Here is a 24831-nt window from a genome sequence, read left to right as displayed (position 1 = left end):
ATGACGCTTATCAGCTTCGTCGTCCCGGCCTTCCGGGTGCAGGGCTACCTGCGGGAATGCCTCGACTCGATCCTCGCCCAACCGGTTGTCGACATCGAGGTGATCGGGGTCGACGACTGCTCCCCCGATGGCAGCGGCGACATCCTCACCGAGTACGCCGAGCGTGACGACCGGGTGACCGCCGTACGCCTGGACCGCAACGTCGGGCTCGGCCCGGCGCGCAACGTCGGGCTGGACCGGGCCGTCGGCGAGTACGTCTGGTTCGTCGACGGCGACGACTGGCTGGCGGCGGACTGCCTGGTCGAGGTGGCCGCCCGATTGCGCGAGACCCGGCCGGACCTGCTGCTCGTCGACCACGTACGCGCGCACTGGGACGACACGGTGACCCGCAGCGCGATGGCCGAGGTCTTCCCCGTGCCGCCCGGGCCGGTCACGTTCCGGCTGGTCGAGCGGCCGGAGACGGTGAAACTGCTGCACACCGCCTGGAATCGACTGATCCGCCGGCAGTTCCTGGCCGACGTGGGGCTGCGCTTCGCACCCGGCTGGTACGAGGACGTCTCGTTCAGCTATCCGGCGCTGCTCGCCGCCGACCGGATCGGCGTGCTGGATCTGGTCTGCGTGAACTACCGGCAGCGGCGGGCGGGGGCGATCACGAGGACCCGCGGCGAGCGCCACTTCGACGTGTTCGAGCAGTGGCACCGGGTCTTCCGGGAGCTGGACCGGCTCGGGGCCGAGGAGCTGCGGCCGGCGATCTTCGAGCGGATGATGTGGCACTACCTGGTGGTGCTCGGCAACGGCGACCGGATCGGGCCCGAGCTGCGACCGACCTTCTTCGCCCGGGTCGCCATCGAGCACGCCCGGTTCCGGCCGCCCGACGGGCACTGGGTGCCGGGCGGGGTGGCGGGGCTCAAGCACCGGCTGGTGGCGGCCGGCCAGTGGCGTACGTTCAGCGCGTTGCGGACCGCGAGCCGAGCGGGGGAGACCGTTCGCCGGGTTGCCGGCGAGGCCCGCCGACGGGTGCTGCCACCGGCCCGGGTCGGCGTGCGGCGGGCCCGTGACGTGGTGCTGCGCCAGTACCAGCGGGCCGAACGGCGTCGACCGGTGGAGGAGAACCTGGCCGTCTACGCCGCGTACTGGTACCGCGGCTACACCTGCAATCCCGCCGCGATCTACGAGGCGGCCCGCCGGCTGGCACCGCAGGTCCGGGGCGTGTGGATCGTCCGGCGGGACCGGGTGCACACGCTGCCGGAGGGGGTCGAGTACGTGGTCGCGGGCACCGCCGCGTACCACCGGGCGTTGGCGCGAGCCCGATGGCTGATCAACAACGTCAACTTCCCGGACTCGGTACGCAAGCGGCCCGGCACGGTGCACGTGCAGACCCACCACGGCACCCCGGTCAAGGTGATGGGGCTGGACCAGCAGCGCTATCCGCTGGGCGCGGGCGGGATGGACTTCGCCGGGCTGTTGCGCCGGGTGGACCGGTGGGACTACAGCGTCACCTCGAACAGCTTCTCCACCCAGATGTGGGAACGCGCCTATCCGGCCGGGTACACCACCCTGGAGGTGGGGTACCCGCGCAACGACCGGCTGGTGACCGCGACCCCCGAGGAGGTGCTGCGGCTACGCGCGGAGTTCGACGCCGGCCTCGGTGAGCAGGTCGTGCTGTACGCGCCGACCCATCGGGAGCATCTGCCCCGATACCGGCCGCCGTTCGACCCGGAGCGCTTCCTCGACGCGCTGGGCCCCGCCGGCCTGCTGCTGATGCGCAGCCACTATTTCCACGACCGGGATCGGCGGCTGCCACCTCCGGCCGCCCGTGGTCGGCTCCTGGACGTCAGCGCCCATCCGCGGGTCGAGGACCTGTACCTCGCCGCCGACGTGCTGGTCACCGACTACTCGTCGGCGATGTTCGACTACGCCGTCCTGGATCGGCCGATCGTCATCTATGCGCCGGACTGGGACGCCTACCGGCTGACCCGGGGCGTCTACCTGGACATCATCGCCGAGCCGCCCGGCCCGGTGGCCCGGACCTTCACCGAACTGCTCGACGTGTTCCGCTCGGGTGCACTGCGGTCACCCGACGCCGAGCGGGCCCGGGCACGCTTCCGGGAGCGGTTCTGCGCCCTTGAGGACGGGCGTGCCGCAGAGCGGGTGGTGCGCCAGGTGTTCCTCGGGGAGAACCCGGTCTGAGTTGGAAGTTCCGCACAATCGCCGCTAATCGATGGAACGTAATAGGTCTGTCACGATTCAAACATGGCACGTTTACCCGATGTGCCATCCGCATGATCCTGGCCACAGTCATTCGGGGTTCCGTGGACGAGGTGGGGAGGAGACGGTGACCACCGTCGCGCTCAAGGACGTCACAAAAGTCTTCCGCGACGGCACGGTCGCGGTCGACAGCATCAATCTGGACGTGAACGACGGTGAGTTCATGGTGCTGCTCGGGCCGTCCGGCTGTGGGAAGTCGACGGTGCTGCGGATGGTCGCGGGCCTGGAGGACCCGACCTCCGGTGCGGTGATGCTCAACGGGGAACTGGCCAACGACCTGCCGCCCCGGGAGCGGAAGATCGCGATGGTCTTCCAGGACTTCGCGCTCTACCCGCACATGAGCGTCAACGACAACATCGCCTTTCCGCTCAAGCTGGCCGGGGTCGAGCCGACCCCGCGTGGCGAGCGGGTCACCGATGTGGCCAGCGCCCTCGGCATCGGTGACGTGCTGGCCCGGCGCCCCAGCCAGCTCTCCGGTGGGCAGCGGCAGCGGGTCGCGATGGGCCGGGCGATCGTCCGCCGGCCGGGCCTCTTCCTGATGGACGAGCCGCTGTCCAACCTGGACAGCGGTCTCCGTGCGGAGCTGCGGGCGGAGATCTCCGGCCTGACCCGCGAGCTGGGGGTCACCACCATCTACGTGACGCACGACCAGGCCGAGGCGCTGACCATGGCCGACCGGGTCGCCATCATGCGCAAGGGCGTCCTCCAGGACGTCGGCACCCCGACTCAGGTGTACGGGCGGCCGGCGACCCTCTACGTGGCCGCGTTCCTGGGCAGCCCCCGGATGAACCTGCTGGAAGCGTCGGTCTACGTCCACCTCGATCGTTACGTCACGCTCACCCTCGGGGAGCAGGCGCTCTACCTGCCCTGGGACGACATCCGCAGCCGGGCCGTGGCGCACTACCACGGCGAGCGGATCGTGGTCGGGATGCGGGCCGAGGCGCTCACCCCGGTCGCCCCGGACACCCCCGGTGACGTGCTCCAGGGCCGCATTCGCTACCTGGAACACCACGGCCACGAGTCGCTCGCCTTCCTCGACATCGGTGCGACCGCCATCCTGGTGGACGACATCGGCGCTCCGTTGGACGCGGACACTCCGCCCGGTCAGCGCGGTCTGCGCCGGTTCGGCCAGGTGATGCAGCGGATCACCGGCCGAACCAACGAGTCGACGACCCCGACGGCCAACGGCAACCGGACCAGCGTGCTGCACGACCCGGGCCGTCACCACCGCCGCCCGGCCGAACTCGCGGTCCGGCTCGCGCCGTACCCCGCCGTCACCGCCGGCCACCCGCTCGCGGTCCAGGTACGCATGGACGCCCTGCACTTCTTCGATGAGCGCGGCGACCGCATCGACGTCGGCTGGCGCTGACCCGATCCGTGGCAGTGCAGGTGGCTGACACGCCGCTTCAAGTACACCTGCACTGCCACGAATCGCTCCTTGCCTGACGAAGTTACCGGCGGGTAGCTTCAGAGAATGACTATCGACTCGCGGCAGGTGGCGGCCGGCATGCTTGAGGCGGTGCCGTTCGCTCGTACGCTCGGCTTCGAATTTGTCGAGGTGGCCCCGGAGGCGGAGGGTTCCGTCCGGGCGGTGGTCCGGCTGCCCGACTCGCCGGCCACCCACAATCACGTCGGTGGCCCGCACGCCGGGGCCATGTTCACCCTCGGGGAGACGGCCTCCGGTGCGGTGGTGCTCGCCGCGTTCGGTCACCTGCTCGACCGGGCCACGCCGCTGGCGGTGCGGGCGGAGATCGCGTACCGCAAGCTCGCCTTCGGGGCGGTGCGGGCGACGGCGCGGCTCGGCCGCCCGCCGGCCGAGGTGGTCGCGGAACTGGAGGCCGGCGAGCGACCCGAATTTCCGGTACGCGTGGAGATCGCCACCGAGGAGGGCAAGCCGACCTCGGAGATGACCGTCATCTGGACCCTGCGCCCGAACTGACCCGCGCCCACAGCAGCCGGCTCGGACCGGGCCACCGGCCCTCGTCGGCATGCCGCGAGGGCGACTGATTCAGGACGGCGCCGACTGTGCGGCGATGATCGAGTTCGGGGCGCTGCCGAGACCGTCGAGGGCCGTCGATGTTGCCGGGGTGGGCCCAAGCGTGCTGGAATGGCTCATATCGCCGCAGCGCGGGGGCAAACGCGCTGAGCACGGCCAGCACGGGAGCAACGCAGTGCCGGTAGCGCATCGCTCGGGCGGGATGCCTGCGCGCCGCTCAGCTGGGTCCACTTCACCACCGCGGTCACACCTACCCGGGCACGGGTGTTCCGCCGTTCGTATCGCCGGCACGTGTCTTCGCGCCGACCGAGACGGTCGACTGTCGACACGCCGGAGGCGTCCCAGCGGTCCGCAACGCACAGAACCGGCGACGAGGTGAGAAGCGATCATGATTTCCCGGGAGAGTTTCGCAGGGTGGCTCCGGCACCGCTACGTGTGGGCGGCGGCGATCCTGCTGGTGGTGTCGGCGGGCGCTGTCGTACTGGTCAAGTCGGCCAGTTCGGAGACCGGGCCGCCGGATCTGCACGGGCAGATCATGAATCGGATGCGTACCACGCTGGAGCAGGCCGACCCGGAACAGCACAACCACGCCGGGCACGACCTCCAGCAGGTGGCCAACGGCGATGAGGCCAAGCCCGCGGTGATCTGCGGAGTCCACGTCTACGGTTACGAGCCGGCCGAGGTCACCGTGCTCGCCGACGTGAAGACGGTCTACGGATTCCACCTCTGCGGGGTTGCCGAGCAGGGACGTACCTGGGACTGGGCGGTCAAACTGGCCGGCCCCGTGATCATGGACATGTCCACCGAGCCGGTGGGAATCCAGGTGGTCGAGGCGACCGAGGACACCAGGTTCATCGACCGGCTGCGGCAGATGTTCCCGGCCAAGTACGCGGAACTGGCAGAGAAGGAGGCGCTGGAAGCGTCCGAAATGGCCGATCTGCGCCGCCGGTACGACTCCGCAGCCGGACTCTGATCACGCCGGGTGGGCTGGGTGCGGCCGACTGACCGCACCCGTACGACGTCGCGTCGCCGCGCGAACCGCCGCGCCGGTATCCGTGGAAGTGCGTTTGCCGGTACACGTCGGCGGATAGATTGATACGATGCTCGGCCTGCCTGATCATGTGACCGCTGTTCTGTTCGACCTCGACGGTGTGCTCACGCAGACCGCCCGGGTGCACAACGCCGCCTGGACCGAGACGTTCGATGACTACCTGCGCCGCCGGTCGGCCACCACCGGTGAGCCGTACCGGCCGTTCGATCCGGGGCCGGACTATCACCGTTACGTCGACGGTCGCCCGCGTCTCGACGGGGTGCGCACCTTCCTCGCCTCGCGTGACATCACCCTGCCGGAGGGCGCGCCGGAGGATCCGCCGGGGGCCCAGACCGTGCACGGTCTCGGCAACCAGAAGAACGCCCTGGTGTTGGAGCGGATCCGCACCGTCGGAGTGGATGTCTACCCCGGCTCGGTCACGTACCTCAAGGCGGTGGCCGCGGCGGGGCTGCGGCGGGCGGTCGTCACGGCCAGTGCCAACGGCCGTGAGGTGATCGCCGCCGCCGGCCTGGAGCCGCTGCTGGAGGCTCGGGTGGACGGGCTCACCGCCCGAGCCGAGGGGCTTCGCGGCAAGCCGCATCCGGACACCTTCCTCGCCGGGGCGAAACTGCTCGACGTCACGCCGGAGAAGGCGGCCGTGGTCGAGGACGCGTTGGCCGGCGTCGAAGCCGGCCGGGCCGGCGGTTTCGGGTACGTGATCGGCGTGGACCGGGCCGGCCACGCCGACGAGTTGCGCGCGCACGGTGCCGACGTCGTGGTCGCCGACCTCGCGGACCTGCTCGACACCGGGCGGCCCGAGTGATCCGGGAACGGGCGTACCCGGTCGAACCGTGGCACGTCCGGGAGACCCGGCTGGACATGGACGTGCTCGCCCAGTCCGAATCGGTGTTCGCACTCTCCAACGGCCACGTCGGCCTGCGCGGCAACCTGGACGAAGGCGAACCGCACGGGCTGCCCGGCACCTACCTCAACTCGTTCTACGAGCTGCGGCCCCTGCCGTACGCGGAGGCCGGGTTCGGCTTCCCCGAATCCGGCCAGACCATCGTGAACGTCACAAACGGCAAGCTCATCCGGCTGATGGTCGACGACGAGCCGCTCGACGTGCGCTACGGCGAGGTGCTCGCCCACGAGCGGATCCTCGACATGCGCGCCGGCACCCTGCACCGGTCGCTGCACTGGCGCTCGCCGGCCGGCCGCGAGGTCCGGGTGAACAGCACCCGGTTGGTCTCCTTCCGCCAGCGTTCGGTGGCCGCGATCCGCTACGAGGTGGAGGTGGCCGACGACAAGCCGCTGCGGTTGATCATCCAGTCGGAGCTGGTGGCCAACGAGACGTTGCCACCACAGAGCCGCGACCCGCGCGTCGCCGCGGTGCTTGAGTCACCGTTGCAGGCGGAGGAGGAGCTGACCACCTCCGCCGGTGGGCTGCTGATCCATCAGACCAAGGTCTCCGGCCTGCGGGTCGCCGCCGCCATGGACCACGAGGTGGCCTCGCCGGCCCGGACGTCCGTCGGCTCCGAAGGCTACGAGGACTGGGTGCGTACCACCGTGGCCTGCGTGCTGGCGCCGGGCCAGAAGCTCCAGGTGGTCAAGTACCTGACCTACGGCTGGTCCAGCCGGCGTTCGCTGCCGGCGCTGCGCGACCAGGTCGGTGCCGCGTTGGCCGCGGCGAAGTTGGACGGCTGGGACGGGCTGGTCCGGGAGCAGCGGGAGTACCTGGACGAGTTCTGGGACGCCGCAGACGTTGTGGTCGACGGGGATCCGGAGGTGCAACAGGCGGTCCGGTTCGGCCTGTTCCACGTGCTCCAGGCGGGCGCGCGGGCGGAACGCCGGCCCATCTCGGCCAAGGGGCTCACCGGCCCCGGGTACGACGGGCACGCGTTCTGGGACACCGAGATGTTCGTCCTGCCGGTGCTGACGTACACCCACCCGGCCGCCGTACGGGACGCGCTGTACTGGCGTTCCTCCACCCTGGAGCAGGCCCGGGAACGGGCGCGGACGCTCAACCTGGCCGGTGCCGCCTTTCCGTGGCGCACCATCGAGGGGCCGGAGTCGTCGGGATACTGGCCCGCCGGCACCGCCGCGTTCCACATCGCGGCCGGCATCGCCGACGCGCTGCGCCGCTACGTGCTGGTCACCGGCGACCGGCAACTGGAGCGGGAGATCGGGCTGGAGCTGCTGGTGGAGACCGCACGGTTGTGGCGCTCGCTCGGGCACCACGACCGCGCCGGCAACTTCCACATCGACGGGGTCACCGGTCCCGACGAGTACACCGCCGTCAAGAACGACAACATCTACACGAACCTGATGGCCCAACGGAATCTGCATACCGCCGCCGAGGTGGCGATGCGGTACCGCGACGAGGCGTTCCACCTCCGGGTCACCGACGAGGAGGCCGCCGCGTGGCGGGACGCCGCCGCAGCCATGCACATCCCGTACGACGAGGACCTCCGGGTGCATCAGCAGGTGGAGGGATTCACCCGGTTGCAGGAGTGGGACTTCGAGCAGACCCCACCGGACAAGTACCCGTTGCTGCTGCACTATCCGTACTTCGACCTGTACCGCAAGCAGGTGATCAAGCAGGCCGACCTGGAACTGGCCATGCACTGGCGGGGCGACGCCTTCACCACCGAGGAGAAGCTGCGAAACTTCCTCTACTACGAGCGGCGTACGGTCCGCGACTCCTCACTCTCGGCCTGCACCCAGGCGGTGCTGGCGGCGGAGGTCGGTTACCACGATCTGGCCCACAGCTACCTGCGCGAGGCCGCGCTGATGGACCTGCACGACCTGAACGAGAACACCCGCGACGGGGTGCACATGGCCTCGCTCGCCGGCGCCTGGATCGCGCTGGTCGCCGGGTTCGGCGGCCTGCGGGACCACGATGGAACGCTGTCCTTCGCGCCGTGCCTGTCGAGCCGGCTCAACGGCCTGTCGTTCTCGCTCCAATGGTGCGGGATGCGGCTGCGGGTCGACGTACGCGGCCACGACACGACGTACGCCCTGCACCACGCCGCCCCGGACGCCGTCATCGAGCTGCGTCACCACGGTAAGCCAGTGCGGGTCACCTGCGACGAGCCGGTGACCGTACCGAATCCGCCGCCGCGTGCGGGCCTGCCGACGCCGGAGCAGGCACCCGGTCGGGCACCCCTGCTCCGGCTGCCGGAGAACCCGGCCTGACCCGGCTGGGCCGCCGTCAGATGGGCTCGCCCTGGGAAGGGCGGCCGGTGGCGTCGTGTGGCGTCCTCGCCCGGGGATCGTCGGCCGAACGCGCCTGGGCCGCGTCGTCCGCCCAGTCCCGTCCGCGCTTGTCGTCCTGTTCCCGCCGCTCACGTTCGGCGGCGGACTGCACGGGCTCGCGCTGGTGATGCGCCATGACGGTCCTCGCGATCTGTCGGCGGCGCCGGTGACGCCGGTCCGTCTGCGGTCGTCCGTCGGCTACCCGCCACCCCCCGGCGCAAACCCGCTCGCCGGGCGACCGGAGGGCGTGTTGTCGGCCGGGCCGGGTATCCGGGCGGGTGAGTCAGCCACTGGGGGGCGAGATGGACGTGCGCAGCGAAGCGGTGACGATCCCGGCGGGTGAGGTCCTGCTCCCGGCCGATCTGCTGGTGCCGGCCGAGCCGGTCGGTGCGGTGCTGTTCGCGCACGGCAGCGGCAGCTCCCGGCACAGCCCGCGCAACGTGGCGGTGGCTCACCAGCTCAACAGTGCCGGGCTCGGCACCGTCCTGGTGGATCTGCTCACCCCGGCCGAGGACGAGGTGGACGCGGTCACCGCCGAGCTGCGCTTCGACATCGGGCTGCTGGCCGACCGTCTCGCCGGGATCGTGGACTGGCTGGCCACCGAGCGGCCGTTCGGGACGACCCCGGTCGGCCTCTTCGGCGCGAGCACGGGGGCAGCCGCCGCGCTGGTCGCCGCGGCACAACGGCCGGATCTGGTACGAGCGGTGGTGTCCCGCGGTGGTCGTCCCGACCTGGCCGGTGCCGCGCTCGCCCAGGTACGCGCCGCCACGCTGCTCCTCGTCGGCGGACTGGACGAGCAGGTGATCACGCTCAACGAGCAGGCGCTCGGTGCGCTGACATCCCGGGCCGAACTGCGGGTGATCCCCGGCGCGACGCACCTCTTCGAGGAGCCCGGCACGCTGGACCAGGTCGCCGGGGCGGCGGCTGGCTGGTTCCACGACCACCTGCACCCGCAACCCGCCTCCGCCTAGGGCGCGCTCGCCGCTCCCGCACCCAGGTCGCTGGTCGGCGTGAGGTCGCGTTTGCGGTATGTCGGGCTATCCGGCCGGGCTGATGGCCCGACTTGCCGCAAGTTGTAAGGCGGGCCGGGGGTCGACCCCGCTGACCGTGAGGTCGCGTTTGCGGTATGTCGGGCTATCCGGCCGGGCTGATGGCCCGACTTGCCGCAAGTTGTAAGGCGGGCGGGGGGTCGACCCCGCTGACCGTGAGGTCGCGTTTGCGGCATGTCGGGCTCTCCCGCCGGGCTGATGGCCCGACTTGCCGCAAGCCGATGCCGAGCGCCGAGCGCCGAGTGCGGGGCGCCGAGTTCCGGGCGCTGAGTGCGGGGCGCGGGAGCCAAGTGCGGGGCGTCGGCCGCGTCAGGTGGGCTCGGGGGCGGGTCCGGGCGACGACGGTCCGGAGGGCGACGGTCCGGAGGGCGACGGTCCGGAGGGCGACGGTCCGGAGGGCGACGGTTCGGAGGGGGACGGTTCGGCGGGAGTGGTAGAGGGGCGGGACGGTGGCTTCGTCGATGGTGGCGAGTCCGATGGTGGGGGACCGGATGCCGGGTCGGCGGTAGCTGCGGCGGCCTGCCGTTGACGCTGCACGCTGTCGATGACCCGCCAGGCGACGGCCGTGATCGGGACCGCCACGAAGGCACCCGCGATGCCGGCGATGAGGGTACCGGCGGTGACCGCGAGCAGGATCACCACCGGATGCAGCCGTACCTGGCGCTTCATCACTAGCGGCTCCAGCAGGTTGCCCTCGATCTGCTGAACAGCGATCACGGCGGCCAGGGTGAGCAGGGCGGTGGTGGGCCCGTTGGCGGCCAGCGCCACCAGCACCGCGACCGCGCCGGCCACGGTGGCACCGATGATCGGCACGAAACCGCCGATGAAGGTGATCAATGCAAGCGGGAACGCCAGCGGCACCCTGAGCAGCACCAGCGCCAGACCGATACCGATGGCGTCGATGGCCGCGATCAACATGGTGCCCCGACTGTACGAACCGAGGGTGTGCCAGCCGATGCGGCCAGCCTCGGCGGCGATGTCCCGGTGGCGCCCGCCGGCCCGGCGCAGCGTCCAGTGCCACATCTCCCGGCCGTCCTTGAGCAGGAAGAACAGCAGCACCAGGGCGAGCAGGGCGGAGCCCACGACCTCTGCCACGGTGCGGGCGCTGGCGACCGGGTCCACCTCCTGCTGGCTGATCGCCTGGCGCATCTGGTCGAGCAGGCTGTCGAGCTGTGCGTCGCTGACCGGCAGGGTGGAGGTGACGAACTCACGGGTGCGCTCCAGCCCTTGACGCAGTTCCTCGCCCAACTCGCTGAACTGGTCGGCGGTCAGACTCCACACCAGCGCGCCGACGCCGCCCAGGATGCCGAGCAGGAGTAGGACGCTGAGCAGAGCGGCGAGCGCGCCCGGCAGGCGTAGCCGGCGCAACGCGAGTTGCACCGGATCGAGCAGCGCGGCGAGGAAGAGGGTCGCGGCCATGGCGATGGCCAGCGGGGTGACCAGCAGCGTGATCCGGGCCAGCAGGTAGAGCCCGGCGGAGATCACCACCAGGCAGGCGCTCCACATCACCGCGGAACGGACCAGCCAGGGCAGAGCGGCCCAGGTCTGGCGCGGTCCGGCGCCCCGGACCGCCGTTTCGTCGGGCGGGTTCCCGCCATCGCTTGCGACCACGTCGGCCCTCCTCAATGTCCGGCGAGGTCGGTACCCGATCGACGTCCCTCCGACACTAATTGCCGGAAACCGGGCCGGAGGGCGTTCGGCCTGCGAGACCCGACTCAGTACGCCGCGACCGGTGCCCGGCCGACGACCGCCGGGATCTCCCGGGTCTGCTCGGCAGCGCCGGGCGTGCTCAGCGGAAGGATCGACTCGCGCTCCTTCACCACCGGCAACAGTGCGGCGGCCGCTTCCTCGCGCAGACTGCGGGCCGCGGCGGCGGCGAGCTCCGCGGCCCGCCAGGTGGCCTGCTCCCGTTCCCGGGCCGCCCGCTGCCGGGCCAGGAGGTGGTCGCGTACCGCGCGGCGCAGCATCAACTCCTGCTCGACCGGGTGCAACCGGGGATCCCAGCCACGGTGCGCGAAGACATCGCTGAGCTGTTCCACCGACAGCTCCCGCCGCCAGTACGCGTCCAGGGCGGCCCGGTGCAGCCAGCGCTCCCGGTCGGCGTACTCGGCGGGGGTGCGGGCGGTCTGCGGCAGCGGCATGCCGGCGGCACCGGAGAGTCGGCGTACGTCCGCCTCCGCCGCCTCGTACGCCCGCCACGTCTGCTCGGCCTCGTCCTGCGCGGTGAGCCATTCGTCACGGCGGTGCCGGGCCGTGGTGTCGGCCCGGTCTGCGGCGACCGTGACCTCCTCGGCCCAGCGCTCCTGATCACGTCGGTGCTCGACGTGGTCGGACCGGCTCGGCAGTGCAGCCTCGCGGATGCGGGTGCCGGCGTCGAAGCGGAAGAGTCGAGGTCGCAGCAGCAGGCCGGTGACGGCGAGGGTCACCACGCCGAGCAGGCCCAGCCAGATGGCGGCGGCGCGGGGCGCGTCGAGCAGGACGGAGGAGAGTGCGGTACGCATCATCAACACCTCGCGGTCGGGATGAGTCGTCGACTGTGATGGACGCGGGTTGTGACGGCGGGCCGGGTACCCGGGGCACGGCTGATGCCGTTTCAGGTCAGCCGGATCGGGCTTGCCGGGTGGTCCCGGGATCACCGTGGCACTGGCGCGGCGAGGTCGGTTGGCCGCTGGACCGCCCTGGCGTCTGGCCGGTGGGGCGGCGGCGTCACCTGGCTCGATCGGTCGGCCGGACCGCCGTCGGTCAGCCGGTGGGTGGGCCGCGCCGGGTCGGCTCGCCCGCGCGGACGGCGGGTACCGGGGCGACGCGGTGATCGATCCGGGCGGTTTCGGCTGGCGTGGCGTCGGCACGGTCGGGCCGCAGCGTCGCGTCGGTCGACGGCTGCCGCCAACCCTGGCCGGCGTCGACTCCCTGGCCGGTGTCGATCGCCTGGGCGGGCTCGACGGTGGGCCGGACGGCGGGCATCGCGGTGGACGGCGAGCCGACGGCGACTGCGGCGCTGAGGGGTACGGCGGTGGACCGGGCCGACGGATCGGCCGCGACGGCCCCGCCGAGGCCGACGGCGAGCACCAGGGTCGCCAACGCCAACCGGGTCAGCTCACGCAGTGCGCACAGCATCGCCGGCCACAGTGGACGGGCGAACGCTGGCGACGGCACGGGATCCAACCTATCCCGCCGTCGGCGTGATCGCAGCGCCGCGATCGTTCGGGGCGGGTGAAGCGCGCCACGTCGTCCCCTCAGGACGACCGTCGGCTCAGCGGTCGGCGGTGCCGGTCACCTGCTCCTTGGTGAAGAGGGCCAGCAGGTCACCGACCTGGTGGTCGGCCTCCGCCGGGTGGCGGAACCGCCCGGCCGGGTTGAGGGTGTACTCGTTGCGTCGGCCCACCCGGGTGCGGTGCAGGTAGCCGCCCGCCTCAAGGTCCGCGACGATCGCCTGAGCGGCACGTTCGGTGACGCCGACCTCGGTCGCGACGTCGCGCAGCCGAGCGGTGGGGTTGCGGGCGATGGCGAGCAGGACGTGCGCGTGGTTCGTGAGGAAAGTCCAGTTCCGCGCGTTTTCCCGTCCGTCAGTGCTCGCCATGCCCGCCATCGTATGACCTGCCATTCGGATACCCCGGCTCGCGCCGTTGCCGGCCCCGGTTCGGCCGATCGCAAGCGTCGACTGATGCATGAAATGCATATCACGTATAGCTTGACGTGCGTTATGCCGCGTGTGACCGTGATGGCAGCCCGTGACCAGCGCCGGCCCGGGATGACCAGGCATTCCTCCCAGAGATGAGGTGCAGCCGGATGAGTCGACCCGGAACGCCCGGCCCGCAGCCCGGACCGGAACGCGAGCTGCTCACTGCGGATCTTCCGGGTGCCCCGCAGCGGGCCCTGGCCGAGCTGCTCGCCGGCAACCGGCGGTTCGTCACCGACACGCTGCGGCATCCCAACCAGAACGCCGGGCGGCGGGCCGCCGTCGCGGCCGAACAGCATCCCTTCGCGGTGATCGTCGGCTGCTCCGACTCCCGGCTCGCTGCCGAGATCATCTTCGATCGCGGGTTGGGCGACCTCTTCGTGGTCCGTACCGCCGGGCACACCGTCGGGTCGGAGGTACTGGGCAGCGTGGAGTACGCGGTGGCCGTGCTGCGTACGCCGCTCGTGGTGGTGCTCGGCCACGACTCGTGCGGCGCCGTCCAGGCGGCCCGCGAGGCACTGGCCACCGCCACCATGCCTCCCGGGCATCTGGGTGCGGTGGTCGACGCCGTGGTGCCGAGCCTGCACCGGGCACAGGACGCCGGAGTGCACGAACTGGACGGGATCGTGGACATCCACATCGCGCGGACCGTCGAGACGATGCTGGCCTCCTCCACGACCCTCGCGGCGGAGGTGGCTGCCGGGCGGTGCGCGGTGGTCGGCATGTCGTACCGCCTCGCCGCCGGTGAGGTGCGGGCGGTGGCCGCGGAACCCGCCGAACTCGGCGGTGCGATGGCGACCGCGCCCTGATCCGCGACCGACGACGACGTCCTGAACGACGAGGGCCGTCCCGCCACGGTTGGCGGGACGGCCCTCGGTGCGTCGCGTCGGGCGATCAGAGGAGTGACACGTGAACGTGGTCCGTGTGGTTGGACGGGCCGCTGTAGGAGCTCCAGCGCTCGGTCGCCGCGAACCAGATCTGCCGGTTCCAGATCACGTAGTAGACGCCCAGCCGGTCGGCGTTGCGGACCAGAAAGGCGGCCAGATTGTTGCCGTAGATCCGGGTGTCGTTGTTGTGCCACGGCCTGAAGCCGCTGTTCTGCAACGACCAGTCGCAGGCCCGGCCCTTGGGGTGCTCGAACTTGTCACCCGGGCGGAAGCAGCCGACGAACCGGTTGAATCCGGCCCGCTTGACCTCCTTGTACATGTGCAGCGTCCGGGGCGTGATGCAGCCCGACGTGGTGGGGTCGTTCTGGCTGCACGACTCGGGCTTCCAGCCGCCGTCCGAGGCCCGGTTCGGCGCGATCCGGGCCACCGGCGAGGTGGCGTCCACCAGCCCGCCGGTCAGGCCGACACCGCCGACCAGCCGGAGGGACTTCTCCGCCTCGCTCTTCTTGCGCGCCATGTCGTTGGTCAGCTTCTTCTGCTCGCGCACCTCGGCGTCGAGCGCGAGCTTGGCCTGCTCTGCGCGGAGCTTGATCGCGTTGACCTCGCCCAGCTTCTTGTCGTTGACCAGGTTCAGCTCGTCCAGTGCCGAAGCCCGGTCGATGAACGAGTCCGGTGCGCTGCTCTGCAACAGCATGGCGATCGCGCCGACCCGGCCCGTCCGGTACGACTGGGTGGCGATCTGGGCGACCTGTGGGGAGAGCGCGTCCAGGTCGGCCTGAGCGGAGCGGACCTCGACCGCCAGTCGGAGCTGGCGCTTCTTGGACTTCTCCAGCTTGGCCTTGGCCTTGGAGTAGTCCCGGGTGGTCGCCTCGATCAAGTCGTTGAGCATCGGCGGGTCGTCGTCGTGCTCCGCTGGTTTCGGGTCGTTCGGTGCGGCCGTCGCCGGCATCGGACCGGCGAATACGGCGAACGCGGCGAACACGGCCACCACGGGTGTCAACCAGCGGCGTAGGGGTGCCGTCACTGTTTTCCCTTCCATCGACCGCCGACCGGGTTAGCTGACGGGTTCGGGACGGAAGTGGCCCCTACCGCTTTCGCGGATTCACCCCACGTACCTGGGTTCCCGGCTCGCCTGACGGCGATTGGGCGGTGGCACCGCAGGCGCCGCTGCGCGCCTTCGGCGGTGACCGGCAGTGAGGTTACCCGACAGTCCATCTGTGCCTCTACGCCCCGAACCCGACGAGATGCGTCATTTCGTAATCGCTTTGAGTGACCAGCGACACGGTTACGAGCCGCATCGGCAGGGGCGGTCACGTTGAGGAGTGTCACCATGTGGTGTCCGTGCTCCTGTCCGGGTCGGGCCACCCCGAGGGGGTGGCGGGGGATGTGTTTCGGGTGGGTGGGGTGCTGAGGGCGCGGAGCGCCTCGGCCCGGTCCGTCGCCGGCCGGGGAACCACGGGGGTGGATCCACCACTGCGGACGCCGGTGTCGCCGCGCCCGGCGGTGGTGACCACCGCGGCCAGCGCGGTGGTCAGCGGTACCGCGGCGATCAGCCCGAGCGTGGCGACCACGCTTCGAACGATCTCCGTGGTGAGGAACTCGCTGGTCAGGATCTGCCCCAGCGCACGGGAGTCCGCGGTCAGCAGGAGCAGTAGTGGCAGCGAGGCGCCGGCGTACGCCAGCACGATGGTGTTGACCACCGAGGCGATGTGTGCCCGCCCGACCCGGGTGGCCGAGCGGTACAGCTCCCGGCGGGAGAGGTTCGGGTTGGCGTGGCGCAGCTCGTTGACCGCGGCGGCCTGGGTGACCGTGACGTCGTCCAGTACGCCCAGCGAGCCGATGATGATGCCGGCGAGCAGCAGGCCGTGCAGGTCGACGTCGCCGCGGAACATGGACAGGGTGGTGGCGTCCTCGCTGCCGAATCCGGTCAGGTGGGTGGCCCCGGTCGCGGCCAGCCCGAGCAGCCCGGTCAGTACCAGGCTGGCGAGCGTGCCGAGCACGGCCACCGAGGTCTGGGCGGATACGCCGTGGGTCAGGTACAGCACCACGAACATGATCAACGAAGCGCCGACGATGGCGACCGCGAGCGGCGGCTGGCCCGCGCTGATGCCGGGCAGCACGAAGGTCAGCAGGATGGCGAAGCTGGCGGCCAGGCCGCCCAGAGCGGCCAGGCCCCGCAGTCGCCCGAAGGCGACGATGGCGGCGGCGAAGAGTACGGCCAGCCACACCAGCGGCTTGCCGCGTTGGTGCTCGGCGATGTTGTAGGTGCTGACCGAGGGGTCCTCCGGATCGGTCAACGAGACCAGGATGATGTCGTCGTCGACGTCGACCCGGGGTGCCCCGGGCCCGGTCGGGATGGGCGTCTGCACCTCCTGCCCGGCGTCCGGTCCGGTCTGCACCCGGACGGTGACGGTGCCGCAGGGGCCGTCCGCGGCCGTCGGGGTGCCCTCGGGCACCGCCGGGTTGGGCGGGCAGGGCTCGCTGACCACCCGGGTGACCGTGCCGTGGTAGCGGGGAGTGTCGTCGGCGGCCTCGGGCCTCGGGGCGTCCCGGGGCCAGAGCACGATGGCGGCGACCAGGGTGGCGAGGAAGAGGGGGACCACCGTCACGACAAGGATCCGCCGCACCCCCGGTGGGGTGGGCGGAGCGGAACGGGTGTGGTCGGCGCCCATTCAGTGTCTCCCAACGATTTCAGGGCTGAGTACGTGTCGATGGGCGAGACGGTTCAGTGCCGCCGGACGACCGTGTCGAAGGGCAGCCTGAATGGCCTGAACGTGGCGGGGTGGCTGCGTACCGTGAGCTGTGGACCTACTCGCGACGGGCGTGCGGACGTGCGCCTGACAGCGACCTCGGGCCGCGAGGCACGGATTTCGGCTGGCCATCGTGTGCGAATGGTAACCAGCCGGACCTGCCGACGCCTGTCGTGCTGGTGCGTCGGCGGGTCGGGTCAGCCGCGCTTCATGAGCCGGCCCACGGCGGCCATCATCTCGGTCGCCATTTCGTCGGCACGCCCCTCGGCGGCACCTTCGTGCATGCAGTGCCGGGCGTGCCCGTCGAGCAGGCCGAGAGCGACCTTGTCCAGGGCGGCCTGGATGGCGGAGATCTGGGTGAGCACGTCGATGCAGTAGCGGTCGTCGTCGACCATCTTCTCGATGCCGCGTACCTGGCCCTCCACCCGGCGCAGCCGGGCGAGGAGTTGGTCCTTGCTGGCGGTGTAGCCACGGATCGGCGCGGGTGTGCTCATGCCGGCAAGGATAACCTACCCCGGGGGGGTATGGTACGGTCGATGCGACGGATACCCCCTATGGGTATGGGGTGGGTGCTTGGCCCGCCCTTCCGAACTGGTGAGGAGAGTTCCATGGTCAGCACGACGTACCAGGTGCAGGGCATGACCTGCGGGCACTGCGTCAACGCGGTCAGCACCGAGATCGGCGCGATTGAGGGCGTCAAGGACGTCCAGGTGGACCTGGCCGCCGGTCGGGTCACCGTCACCAGCGACCAGCCGCTGTCCGACGACGCGGTGCGTGCCGCCGTGGACGAGGCCGGATACGAGTTGGCCGGCGCCTGAGCCGGCCGGCGGGCAGAGACCGAGGGGTCAAACCATGAACACGGCGACGAAGCTGAGCGGCTTCGTGCTCGGCCTGGCGGCGGTGTTCGGCGCGGCGTACGGGGTGGGAGAGCTGACCGGCCCGGTGAACGCGGTCGCCACCGACCACGACAGCGAGAGCACCGGCCACGGCGGCGACGCCCGCGACGAGGGTGACGCCGGCCACGAGGGGACGGTCGGGCGCGACGAAGGGGCGGCCGGGCACCTGCCCGGCGGCCTGCTCGTCTCCGACCGTGGCTACACCCTGGTGCCGGTCGACGCGCCGCCGGGTGAGTTCGCGTTCCGGATCACCGGTCCCGATGGCCGTCCCGCGACCGGGTACGACATCACCCACGACGAACGGATGCACCTCATCGTGGCCCGCCGCGACCTGTCCGGCTTCCGGCACGTACATCCGGAACTGGCCGGGGACGGCACCTGGCGGGTCGCCTCGCCGCTGGACTCTCCGGGGGTGTGGCGGGCCTTCGCCGACTTCACCCCGACCGGCGGCGACCCTCTGACGCTCGGCGTCGACGTGACCGTCCCCGGCGCGCTGACCGAGCGACCGCTGCCCGCCCCGGCGAGCAGCGCCACGGTCGACGGCTACACCGTCGCCCTCTCCGGAGCCCCACAGCCGGGGCGCACCACGACACTGACGCTGACCGTCAGCCGCGACGGCGCACCGGTCACCGATCTGGAGCCGTACCTCGGCGCGTACGGTCACCTGGTGGCGCTGCGCCGCGGTGACCTGGCCTACCTGCACGTACACCCCGAGGGCAATCCGGGAGACGGGCGGACCGCCCCGGGCCCGCAGGTGAGCTTCGCCACCGAGTTCCCCTCGGCCGGCGCGTACCGGCTCTACCTCGACTTCCGCCACCGGGGTGTGGTGCGTACCGCCGAGTTCACCGTGCAGGTCGGTGACCCGGGCGGCACCAACGCACCGGCCGACGAGCACGCCACCCCCGGGCCCGAGGACGGGCACGGAACCCCCGGGCACGGGCACGACTGACGGGATCAACCATGAGTACGAGCCGACCCCTGACCGCCGCACCGCACCTGATCGAGTTGGCCATTGGCGGGATGACCTGCGCTTCCTGCGCCGCCCGGATCGAGAAGAAGCTCAACCGGATGGACGGCGTGCAGGCCACCGTCAACTACGCCACCGAGAAGGCGACCGTCTCCTACGCCGACCCGGTCACCCCGGACGACCTCGTCGTCACCGTCGAGAAGACCGGTTACCGGGCCACCCTGCCGCCACCGCCCACCTCGGCCGCACCGGCCGCCGCCGAACCGGCGGACCCGCTTTCCGCCCTGCGTACCCGGTTGTGGGTGTCGGTGGCGCTGAGCGTGCCGGTGATCGCGCTGGCGATGGTGCCGGCCTGGCAGTTCACCTACTGGCAGTGGCTGTCGCTGACCCTGGCCGCCCCGGTGGTGGTCTACGGTGGGCTGCCCTTCCACCGGGCCGCGCTGGTCAACCTGCGTCACGGCGCTGCGACCATGGACACCCTGGTGTCGCTGGGCACGCTGGCCGCTCTCGGCTGGTCGGTGTGGGCGTTGTTCCTCGGCACCGCCGGCACCCCGGGGATGACCCACCCGTTCAGCTTCGACATCGGCCGTACCGACGGCGCCGGCAACATCTATCTGGAGGCGGCCGCCGGGGTGACCACCTTCATCCTCGCCGGTCGCTACTTCGAGGCGCGGGCGAAGCGAACCGCCGGGGCGGCCCTGCGGGCCCTGCTGGAACTGGGTGCCCGGGACGTGTCCGTGCTGCGCGACGGGGTGGAGACCCGGATCCCGGTTGACCAACTCGCGGTGGGCGACCGCTTCGTGGTGCGGCCCGGCGAGAAGATCGCCACCGACGGAACGGTGGAGGAGGGTTCCTCGGCGGTGGACGCCAGCCTGGTGACCGGCGAGTCGGTACCGGTCGAGGTGGGAACGGGTGACACCGTGATCGGCGGCTGCGTCAACGCCGGCGGCCGACTGGTGGTCACCGCGACCCGGGTCGGTGCCGACACCCAGCTCGCCCAGATGGCCCGGCTGGTCGAGCAGGCGCAGAGTGGCAAGGCCGCCGCCCAGCGGCTCGCCGACCGCATCTCCGGGGTGTTCGTGCCGATCGTGATCGCCCTGGCCGTCGGCACGCTGGGCTGGTGGCTGGGTAACGGCGCCGGACCGGCCGCCGCCTTCACCGCCGCCGTGGCGGTGCTGATCATCGCCTGCCCGTGCGCCCTCGGCCTGGCCACGCCGACCGCGCTGCTGGTCGGCACCGGTCGGGGCGCACAGCTCGGCGTCCTGATCAAGGGGCCGGAGGCACTGGAGTCCACCCGGCGGGTGGACACCGTGGTGCTCGACAAGACCGGCACCGTGACCACCGGCCGGATGAGCCTGCTCGCGGTGACCCCCGGCGAAGGTGAGCGACGCGACGAGGTGTTGCGGCTGGCCGCCGCCCTGGAGAGCGGCTCGGAGCATCCGGTCGCCCGGGCGGTGGTGGCCGGTGCCGCCGAGGTCGGCGCGCTGCCGCCGGTCACCGACTTCGCCAACGTGGCCGGGTTGGGCGTCACCGGCACCGTGGACAGCCGCCGGGTGCTGCTCGGCCGGGCCCGGCTGCTGGGCGAGCGGGGTCTGGTCGTACCGGATGATCTCGCCCGGGCGGCGACCGACGCGGAGGCGGCGGGGCGCACGGCCGTGCTGGTCGGCTGGGACGGCCAGGCCCGTGGCCTGCTCGCCGTGGCCGACCAGGTGAAGCCGACCAGCCCGGAGGCGGTCCGGCGGCTGCGTGCGCTCGGTCTGAAGCCGGTGCTGCTCACCGGTGACAACGCCACGGTCGCCCGGGCGGTGGCCGCCGAGGTGGGTGTCGACGAGGTGATCGCGGAGGTGCTGCCCACGGAGAAGGTCGAGGTGGTCGCCCGGTTGCAGGGGGAGGGCCGGGTGGTGGCGATGGTGGGCGACGGAGTCAACGACGCCGCCGCGCTGGCCCAGGTTGACCTCGGCCTGGCGATGGGCACCGGCACCGATGTGGCGATCGAGGCCTCCGACCTGACTCTCGTCCGGGACGACCTGCTGGCCGCGGTGGACGCCATCCGGCTGGCCCGCGCCACCCTCGGCACCATCAAGGGCAACCTGTTCTGGGCGTTCGCCTACAACGTGGCGGCCCTGCCGCTGGCAGCCGCCGGGCTGCTCAACCCGATGATCGCAGGGGCGGCGATGGCGTTCTCGTCGGTATTCGTGGTGGCCAACAGCCTCCGGCTGCGCCGGTTCCGCCCCGTTTCTTGAACAATTCCGGTTGGCCGACGCCGGGCTGGGTACCTGACTGGATGTAGCGACAGGATCCCCCGGGAGGCTGACATGGGCGTCGAGGACAAGTTCAACAACACTGCCGAGAACACCGGCGGCAAGGTCAAGGAAGGCGTGGGTCGGGCCACCGACGACGAGCGACTGGAGGCCGAGGGCCGCGCCGACCAGTCGAGCGCCAACCTCAAGCAGGCCGGCGAGAAGATCAAGGACGCGTTCCGCAAGTAGTCCCGTACGCGACGAACCGCCGGGTCGGCGCAGGCCGGCCCGGCGGTTCGGGTGTGCTCAGCGACCGTCGGGAACCCTCGCGGCGCCTGGACTCCGCCTCGGTCGCCCGGGGGTTTCCCGACGGTCGCTCAAACGCCCGGCGGTCGACCGGCGGTGAGTCGCAGGGTGAACCCCTGGTCGTCGCGGTGGTAGGTGACGTGGTTGCACGACTGGTGGGTGATCCACAGGCCCAGCCCGCCCGGCGCTCCGTTGGCCGACGGCAGCAGCCCGGCGTACGGATTCAGCGGACCGGGGCCGGCGTCACTGACGGTGGCGACGATGCGGTCCGCGCCCGCCCACAGCCGAAACCGGACCGGGGGACGGCCGTGCCGCAGCCCGTTCGTGACGGTCTCGCTGACGGCGACGACGAAGTCGTCGAACTCGTCATCCCGTAGCCCACCCTGGCCGACCTGGTGCACGGCGGCGCGGGCCTGCGCCGCCGTCGGGCCGAGCAGGTCCACCAGGGGCGGGACCGTCTGCATCGGGTCGGGTGGCATCGGGCGCGTCTGGCGCAGGAAGGTCTCCGGCGCGACGTAGTCGACACTCGGCACATGCCGCCCGTCGACGGTGGCGAAGCACGGATGGGTGGCGGCGACGTCCGCCAGCACCCCGGCTGCGGTGGTCCGGGTGTCGTACGCGCACATGCTCCACAACGGCCAGTCGTCGTACGCGTGGTTGATCGCCGACTCGTACCGGGCCCACCAGTCCCAGGTTGGACCGAGACCGGCCGGCGGCACCTCGCCGATGATCCGGATCTGGGTGGCACCGTCGGCGACCAGATCGGCGAGGAGCTGGCGGTACATCCGGATGGCGGCGGTGGGCCGGCCGTAGACGTCACCGCCCGACAGGAACTCGACCTTCGTGTCGGCGGGCAACGCGGCGCGGACCAGATTGCTGGTGCGCTCGCCGAGCGCGACGAAGGTGGGCTCGTTCGCCTCCACACCACCGACCAGGAACGGCACCACGACGGCGAGCAGTTCCTCGTCGGAGCCGTAACAGAGAGCCTCGTGGAGGTAGCCGGTGCGTCCGGCGGCCGCACCAGTCCTCACCGAGCCACCTCCACCCGCAGGTCGGGCAGGTCCAGCAGGGCGGCGAGCCGGGCCACCCCGGAGCGGGCGGCCCGCAGCACGATCGTCACCTGCCGGTCTCGGGCGTACTCGTTCAGGTGGATGAGCGCCCGGTGGTCGAGGAAGCGGAGTCCGTCGGCGTCCAGCACCAGTGTGTCGTCGACGGGTTGCAGATCCGCGCGGTCCAGCGCGGTGCGGAACAGATCATGGTTGGAGGGGTCCAACTCGCCGGCGAGGGCGGCCTGTCCTCGACGCAGCGGTACGGCGTACAACCGGAACAGCAGTTGGCCGAGGTTGTGTTCCGGGTGCAGGCAGGCCAGCTCGGCGACCGCCGATTCGCCCAGCTGTGAGCGGTCGTACGCGCACATGGCCCGGAACGCCTCGGTGCGCATCATCTCGTTCACGCGCTGCTCGTAACGGGCGAACGCATCGCGTTGAGCGGCGGTACGGACCAGCTCGGTGGCGTCGGCAGCCACCCGCAGGCCGGTGTATCCGTCGGCGACCGCCTCCCGGGCGGCCCGGCGGTAGGCCGCCACCTGACTCGCCGGATCGATCACCGCCATGCTGGTGTACGCGCCGTCGAGGGAGCGGACCTGGGCGGCACCCGTCAGCAATGCGTCGGCGAAATCCCGAACACCGAGCAACTGGTCCCGGATCGGCTCGGCGGGACCGGAGACGACGAACCAGACCCGCTCGCCGGCCGCCAAGCCGCCGCGCAGGAACTCCACGGCGTGGGTCATGAACCCGGCCGGGTCGTCGTACGCCCAGCAGAGGTGCCAGTACGGCGGCGGCTTGTCAGTCAGCACGGCACTCCGCTGGCTCACGTGAGGTGCCCCATCAGCGCAGTCTACGGCGTCGTCCGGGGCGGGCCCGCCACGTAGGTCCTTCGGTTGTCGGCCCGCCGAGGGAACCAACCGGTGGGTCCCACCGACCAATACGGCGATGACAGCCGTGACCGACGACATCAGCGGGTACGCCCTCGCTGCGGGCCGGGGCGACCACGCCGCCGCGGCAGCGTTCGTGCGGGCCACTCAGCACGACGTACGGCGGTTCCTGACCCACCTGCCCGGGGTGCGGGAGGTCGACGACCTGGTCCAGGAGACGTACCTGCGGGCGTGGCGGGCACTGCCGTCGTTCGCCGGCCGCTCCACGGCACGGACCTGGCTGCTCGCCATCGCCCGCCGGGTAGCCGTGGACCAGGTACGCGCCGCCACCTGCCGGCCACGAACCGCGAACCTCAGCGACTGGCAGGCCGCCGCGGAGAGCGTGCCAGCCGGAGTGCGTGCCGGTGTGGACGAGCAGGTGGTGCTCCGCGGGTTGCTCGACGGTCTCGCACCCGAGCGACGGGAGGCATTCGTGGCCACCCAACTGCTCGGCCTGTCGTACGTCGAGGCCGCGCAGGTGTGTGACGTGCCGGTCGGCACCATCCGGTCCCGGGTGGCCCGGGCCCGCGAGGACCTGGTCGCGGCGATGGGGTCGGCCGACCATCCGGCCGATCGGCCCGGCGCCGCCGGCTGAGGCGTACCCCGTCAGGCGACCCGCCGCTGGTCCCGGTTCCGGTCGCCGCCATCGTGGGTGGCCCGGCGGCGGGCCGGGTCGGTGCCGTGGTGGGCGTGCGCGGTGCCGTGCCGGGCCTGGGCCGAGTAGGGCGGCAGCAGCCGCAGCGGGGCGGGCTCGTCGACCTCGTCGAGGCGCAACCGCCAGCGGGACCGCTCCGGCTGGTGCCGGTCGCTCGGGGCGCCGGGCTGGCGGGAGCTTCGCGCCAGCAGCACGGTGATCAGGTAGCCGACCACCAGGAAGCCGTGACTCACCAGCCGTTCCACCGCGACCTGCGACGCGACGAGGTCGTTGACCGACAGCAACACCAGGGTTACCACGAAGGCACCGAGCATCGGCAGCAGCCCCGACGGCGAGGTCCGACGCAACGCGACGAAGAGGAAGCCCGCACCCACCGCGACGTTCCACGCGGCGGACTCGTGCCACAGGTGCTGGCCGGTGGAGTGAAGGTGCTCGGCGACCTCGGCCCGGCCGATCTGCGCCAGCCCGAGCACCAGTTGCACGGCGCCGAGCAGACCCAGCGCGGCGCGTAGCCCGTTGACCAGGGTGGGTCGCCCGTCGGTCGCCGACCACCAGCGACTCGGCACCCCGGCGGCGACGAGCGTGCGCCAGCGTCGGCGTGGCGGCGGCGCGGCGGCGAGGATCGCCTCGGTCAGGTCCGGCAGCGAGGTCACCACCTGGGTACGCGCCCGGCGGGTCACCTTCGCCGCCGAGTCCAGCCAGGCCCGGCAACCGGCGCAGGTCTCCAGGTGCCCACCGACCCTGCGCTGCTCGTCCGCCGTGACCTCACCGTCCAACTGCGCCGACAGAATCTCCCGCCACTGCTCACACCGCATGTACCCATAGTCGCTCCCCGGGCCGGCATGGTTCCCGGCCGGGACCTGCGGAACCGGTCGACGCCG

Annotated in this window: 24 protein-coding genes and 1 riboswitch; of the genes, 13 read left to right on the top strand and 11 right to left on the bottom strand. The window is 71.6% G+C overall.

Features of this window, described 5'->3' with window-relative positions; translation table 11 throughout:
- The 6 genes from ACFY2A_RS00235 (at position 1) to ACFY2A_RS00210 (ending at position 8489) form a co-directional block, all read left to right on the top strand.
- Positions 1–2190, top strand: coding sequence for a CDP-glycerol glycerophosphotransferase family protein (locus ACFY2A_RS00235; protein ID WP_387166551.1), 2190 nt, complete (start codon positions 1–3; stop codon positions 2188–2190).
- Between the two features lie 145 nt (positions 2191–2335).
- The gene (locus tag ACFY2A_RS00230; RefSeq protein WP_387166548.1) at positions 2336–3637 is read left to right on the top strand and encodes an ABC transporter ATP-binding protein; all 1302 of its coding nucleotides are present in this window, start codon (positions 2336–2338) and stop codon (positions 3635–3637) included.
- A 105-nt stretch (positions 3638–3742) separates the two neighbouring features.
- On the top strand, positions 3743–4207 hold the full coding sequence (locus tag ACFY2A_RS00225) for a DUF4442 domain-containing protein (protein ID WP_387166545.1): 465 nt from the start codon (positions 3743–3745) through the stop codon (positions 4205–4207).
- A gap of 445 nt (positions 4208–4652) precedes the next feature.
- Positions 4653–5237 carry a hypothetical protein gene (locus ACFY2A_RS00220; RefSeq protein WP_387166542.1) on the top strand — a complete coding sequence of 195 codons (585 nt, stop codon included), beginning with the start codon at positions 4653–4655 and terminating at the stop codon, positions 5235–5237.
- 127 nt (positions 5238–5364) lie between these two features.
- Complete coding sequence (locus ACFY2A_RS00215; RefSeq protein WP_387166539.1) at positions 5365–6117, top strand: HAD family hydrolase; 753 nt, start codon at positions 5365–5367, stop codon at positions 6115–6117.
- Complete coding sequence (locus tag ACFY2A_RS00210) at positions 6114–8489, top strand: glycoside hydrolase family 65 protein (protein ID WP_387166536.1); 2376 nt, start codon at positions 6114–6116, stop codon at positions 8487–8489. Before ACFY2A_RS00215 ends, ACFY2A_RS00210 begins: the two co-directional genes overlap by 4 nt.
- Before the next feature lie 16 nt (positions 8490–8505).
- Here the strand turns inward: ACFY2A_RS00210 and ACFY2A_RS00205 are convergent, their stop codons facing one another.
- Positions 8506–8685 (bottom strand): hypothetical protein, encoded by a 180-nt coding sequence (locus ACFY2A_RS00205; protein ID WP_210937438.1) that lies wholly within the window; start codon positions 8683–8685, stop codon positions 8506–8508.
- Positions 8686–8851: 166 nt separating this feature from the next.
- Here ACFY2A_RS00205 and ACFY2A_RS00200 point away from each other — a divergent pair, with 166 nt between their 5' ends.
- Complete coding sequence (locus ACFY2A_RS00200; RefSeq protein ID WP_363923768.1) at positions 8852–9520, top strand: alpha/beta fold hydrolase; 669 nt, start codon at positions 8852–8854, stop codon at positions 9518–9520.
- A gap of 387 nt (positions 9521–9907) precedes the next feature.
- Here the strand turns inward: ACFY2A_RS00200 and ACFY2A_RS00195 are convergent, their stop codons facing one another.
- The 4 genes from ACFY2A_RS00195 to ACFY2A_RS00180 form a co-directional block, all read right to left on the bottom strand.
- Entirely contained in the window at positions 9908–11209 is a 1302-nt protein-coding gene (locus ACFY2A_RS00195) for an AI-2E family transporter (RefSeq protein ID WP_387166532.1), read from the bottom strand.
- A gap of 104 nt (positions 11210–11313) precedes the next feature.
- Positions 11314–12099 carry a hypothetical protein gene (locus tag ACFY2A_RS00190; RefSeq protein WP_387166529.1) on the bottom strand — a complete coding sequence of 262 codons (786 nt, stop codon included), beginning with the start codon at positions 12097–12099 and terminating at the stop codon, positions 11314–11316.
- Between the two features lie 241 nt (positions 12100–12340).
- Positions 12341–12754 (bottom strand): hypothetical protein, encoded by a 414-nt coding sequence (locus tag ACFY2A_RS00185; protein WP_387166526.1) that lies wholly within the window; start codon positions 12752–12754, stop codon positions 12341–12343.
- A 97-nt stretch (positions 12755–12851) separates the two neighbouring features.
- Positions 12852–13187, bottom strand: a complete 336-nt coding sequence (locus ACFY2A_RS00180) for a MarR family winged helix-turn-helix transcriptional regulator (protein ID WP_363923502.1) — start codon at positions 13185–13187, stop codon at positions 12852–12854.
- A gap of 200 nt (positions 13188–13387) precedes the next feature.
- On the opposite strand from ACFY2A_RS00180, the gene ACFY2A_RS00175 reads away from it, so the two are divergent.
- Positions 13388–14086 carry a carbonic anhydrase gene (locus ACFY2A_RS00175; RefSeq protein WP_387166522.1) on the top strand — a complete coding sequence of 233 codons (699 nt, stop codon included), beginning with the start codon at positions 13388–13390 and terminating at the stop codon, positions 14084–14086.
- Between the two features lie 85 nt (positions 14087–14171).
- Here ACFY2A_RS00175 and ACFY2A_RS00170 read toward each other — a convergent pair whose 3' ends face one another.
- The 3 genes from ACFY2A_RS00170 to ACFY2A_RS00160 all read right to left on the bottom strand — a co-directional run bounded on the left by ACFY2A_RS00170 (position 14172) and on the right by ACFY2A_RS00160 (position 17408).
- Positions 14172–15188 (bottom strand): hypothetical protein, encoded by a 1017-nt coding sequence (locus ACFY2A_RS00170; RefSeq protein WP_363923498.1) that lies wholly within the window; start codon positions 15186–15188, stop codon positions 14172–14174.
- Between the two features lie 3 nt (positions 15189–15191).
- Positions 15192–15323: riboswitch (cyclic di-AMP (ydaO/yuaA leader) on the bottom strand.
- A 166-nt stretch (positions 15324–15489) separates the two neighbouring features.
- A complete protein-coding gene (locus ACFY2A_RS00165; protein ID WP_387166519.1) occupies positions 15490–16836 on the bottom strand; it encodes a YibE/F family protein in 1347 nt (448 codons plus the stop codon).
- A 275-nt stretch (positions 16837–17111) separates the two neighbouring features.
- Positions 17112–17408, bottom strand: a complete 297-nt coding sequence (locus ACFY2A_RS00160; protein WP_099847797.1) for a metal-sensitive transcriptional regulator — start codon at positions 17406–17408, stop codon at positions 17112–17114.
- A gap of 114 nt (positions 17409–17522) precedes the next feature.
- Between ACFY2A_RS00160 and ACFY2A_RS00155 the strand changes: the two genes are divergently transcribed.
- The 4 genes from ACFY2A_RS00155 to ACFY2A_RS00140 all read left to right on the top strand — a co-directional run bounded on the left by ACFY2A_RS00155 (position 17523) and on the right by ACFY2A_RS00140 (position 21266).
- Positions 17523–17732, top strand: coding sequence for a heavy-metal-associated domain-containing protein (locus tag ACFY2A_RS00155; RefSeq protein WP_093408540.1), 210 nt, complete (start codon positions 17523–17525; stop codon positions 17730–17732).
- 34 nt (positions 17733–17766) lie between these two features.
- Positions 17767–18759 carry a hypothetical protein gene (locus ACFY2A_RS00150; protein WP_387166515.1) on the top strand — a complete coding sequence of 331 codons (993 nt, stop codon included), beginning with the start codon at positions 17767–17769 and terminating at the stop codon, positions 18757–18759.
- 11 nt (positions 18760–18770) lie between these two features.
- On the top strand, positions 18771–21020 hold the full coding sequence (locus ACFY2A_RS00145) for a heavy metal translocating P-type ATPase (RefSeq protein ID WP_387166513.1): 2250 nt from the start codon (positions 18771–18773) through the stop codon (positions 21018–21020).
- A gap of 72 nt (positions 21021–21092) precedes the next feature.
- The gene (locus ACFY2A_RS00140) at positions 21093–21266 is read left to right on the top strand and encodes a CsbD family protein (RefSeq protein ID WP_387166510.1); all 174 of its coding nucleotides are present in this window, start codon (positions 21093–21095) and stop codon (positions 21264–21266) included.
- A 128-nt stretch (positions 21267–21394) separates the two neighbouring features.
- On the opposite strand, the gene ACFY2A_RS00135 is transcribed toward ACFY2A_RS00140, so the two are convergent.
- Together ACFY2A_RS00135 and ACFY2A_RS00130 are read right to left on the bottom strand one after the other, a co-directional pair.
- Positions 21395–22354, bottom strand: a complete 960-nt coding sequence (locus ACFY2A_RS00135; RefSeq protein ID WP_387166507.1) for an anti-sigma factor RsbA family regulatory protein — start codon at positions 22352–22354, stop codon at positions 21395–21397.
- The gene (locus ACFY2A_RS00130) at positions 22351–23178 is read right to left on the bottom strand and encodes an MEDS domain-containing protein (RefSeq protein WP_387166504.1); all 828 of its coding nucleotides are present in this window, start codon (positions 23176–23178) and stop codon (positions 22351–22353) included. Before ACFY2A_RS00130 ends, ACFY2A_RS00135 begins: the two co-directional genes overlap by 4 nt.
- A 136-nt stretch (positions 23179–23314) precedes the next feature.
- Between ACFY2A_RS00130 and ACFY2A_RS00125 the strand changes: the two genes are divergently transcribed.
- On the top strand, positions 23315–23890 hold the full coding sequence (locus ACFY2A_RS00125) for a sigma-70 family RNA polymerase sigma factor (RefSeq protein ID WP_387166501.1): 576 nt from the start codon (positions 23315–23317) through the stop codon (positions 23888–23890).
- Positions 23891–23901: 11 nt separating this feature from the next.
- Here the strand turns inward: ACFY2A_RS00125 and ACFY2A_RS00120 are convergent, their stop codons facing one another.
- Entirely contained in the window at positions 23902–24765 is an 864-nt protein-coding gene (locus ACFY2A_RS00120) for a zf-HC2 domain-containing protein (RefSeq protein ID WP_387166498.1), read from the bottom strand.
- Between the last annotated feature and the right edge of the window lie 66 nt (positions 24766–24831).

Source organism: Micromonospora sp. NPDC000442 (assembly GCF_042898635.1).
Lineage (GTDB): Bacteria > Actinomycetota > Actinomycetes > Mycobacteriales > Micromonosporaceae > Micromonospora.
Note: the sequence above shows the minus strand (reverse complement) of the source record. Positions and strands in the feature narration are given on the sequence as shown.

Excerpts from the sequence above, each read along its gene's own strand:
- ACFY2A_RS00180 (WP_363923502.1), bottom strand. The coding sequence starts at position 13,187 with ATGGCGGGCATGGCGAGCACTGACGGACGGGAAAACGCGCGGAACTGG.
- ACFY2A_RS00200 (WP_363923768.1), top strand. The coding sequence starts at position 8,852 with ATGGACGTGCGCAGCGAAGCGGTGACGATCCCGGCGGGTGAGGTCCTG.
- ACFY2A_RS00215 (WP_387166539.1), top strand. The coding sequence starts at position 5,365 with ATGCTCGGCCTGCCTGATCATGTGACCGCTGTTCTGTTCGACCTCGAC.
- ACFY2A_RS00120 (WP_387166498.1), bottom strand. The coding sequence starts at position 24,765 with ATGCGGTGTGAGCAGTGGCGGGAGATTCTGTCGGCGCAGTTGGACGGT.
- ACFY2A_RS00225 (WP_387166545.1), top strand. The coding sequence starts at position 3,743 with ATGACTATCGACTCGCGGCAGGTGGCGGCCGGCATGCTTGAGGCGGTG.
- ACFY2A_RS00220 (WP_387166542.1), top strand. The coding sequence starts at position 4,653 with ATGATTTCCCGGGAGAGTTTCGCAGGGTGGCTCCGGCACCGCTACGTG.
- ACFY2A_RS00145 (WP_387166513.1), top strand. The coding sequence starts at position 18,771 with ATGAGTACGAGCCGACCCCTGACCGCCGCACCGCACCTGATCGAGTTG.
- ACFY2A_RS00155 (WP_093408540.1), top strand. The coding sequence starts at position 17,523 with ATGGTCAGCACGACGTACCAGGTGCAGGGCATGACCTGCGGGCACTGC.
- ACFY2A_RS00175 (WP_387166522.1), top strand. The coding sequence starts at position 13,388 with ATGAGTCGACCCGGAACGCCCGGCCCGCAGCCCGGACCGGAACGCGAG.
- ACFY2A_RS00125 (WP_387166501.1), top strand. The coding sequence starts at position 23,315 with ATGACAGCCGTGACCGACGACATCAGCGGGTACGCCCTCGCTGCGGGC.
- ACFY2A_RS00165 (WP_387166519.1), bottom strand. The coding sequence starts at position 16,836 with ATGGGCGCCGACCACACCCGTTCCGCTCCGCCCACCCCACCGGGGGTG.
- ACFY2A_RS00160 (WP_099847797.1), bottom strand. The coding sequence starts at position 17,408 with ATGAGCACACCCGCGCCGATCCGTGGCTACACCGCCAGCAAGGACCAA.
- ACFY2A_RS00235 (WP_387166551.1), top strand. The coding sequence starts at position 1 with ATGACGCTTATCAGCTTCGTCGTCCCGGCCTTCCGGGTGCAGGGCTAC.
- ACFY2A_RS00190 (WP_387166529.1), bottom strand. The coding sequence starts at position 12,099 with ATGCGTACCGCACTCTCCTCCGTCCTGCTCGACGCGCCCCGCGCCGCC.
- ACFY2A_RS00150 (WP_387166515.1), top strand. The coding sequence starts at position 17,767 with ATGAACACGGCGACGAAGCTGAGCGGCTTCGTGCTCGGCCTGGCGGCG.
- ACFY2A_RS00205 (WP_210937438.1), bottom strand. The coding sequence starts at position 8,685 with ATGGCGCATCACCAGCGCGAGCCCGTGCAGTCCGCCGCCGAACGTGAG.
- ACFY2A_RS00140 (WP_387166510.1), top strand. The coding sequence starts at position 21,093 with ATGGGCGTCGAGGACAAGTTCAACAACACTGCCGAGAACACCGGCGGC.